At 50.3% G+C, this 294-nt stretch carries 1 pseudogene; it reads left to right on the top strand.

The features are described 5' to 3' along the window. Positions 1 to 294 (top strand): annotated as a pseudogene (locus tag AF337_RS44110) (hypothetical protein); the annotation flags it as partial.

The raw sequence follows: 294 nt of genomic DNA, 5'->3' as shown, positions 1-294 counted from the left end.
AATTATCGCTTTCCGCTCATTATCAAGCCGATAAAAAGACGTCTTGGTGGGCAGGAACGACAGCATTTGCTGAACTCGATACCATGCTCCTTCCGCTGCCCGACAAGGACGACAAAGGCCGGAACGCAATCCGCCTTCATCTCGTCCCGTACGCAGTTAAGCCTAAATTCAATTGGGGAAATTTATCATTAAGTTCGGGGGACCTCTTAGCCGAACTAATCGCCGACGGAGCTTTTACGGGTTGGGGCAAGGAACTCGTTATTCCGGGGCCAAGCATTGTGAGTGACTTAGAAC

It is taken from the genome of Rhizobium ecuadorense (assembly GCF_001187535.1).
Classification (GTDB): Bacteria; Pseudomonadota; Alphaproteobacteria; order Rhizobiales; family Rhizobiaceae; genus Rhizobium; species Rhizobium ecuadorense.
The sequence above is the reverse complement of the archived record's forward strand: the minus strand, read 5'-3'. Positions and strand labels throughout refer to the sequence as shown.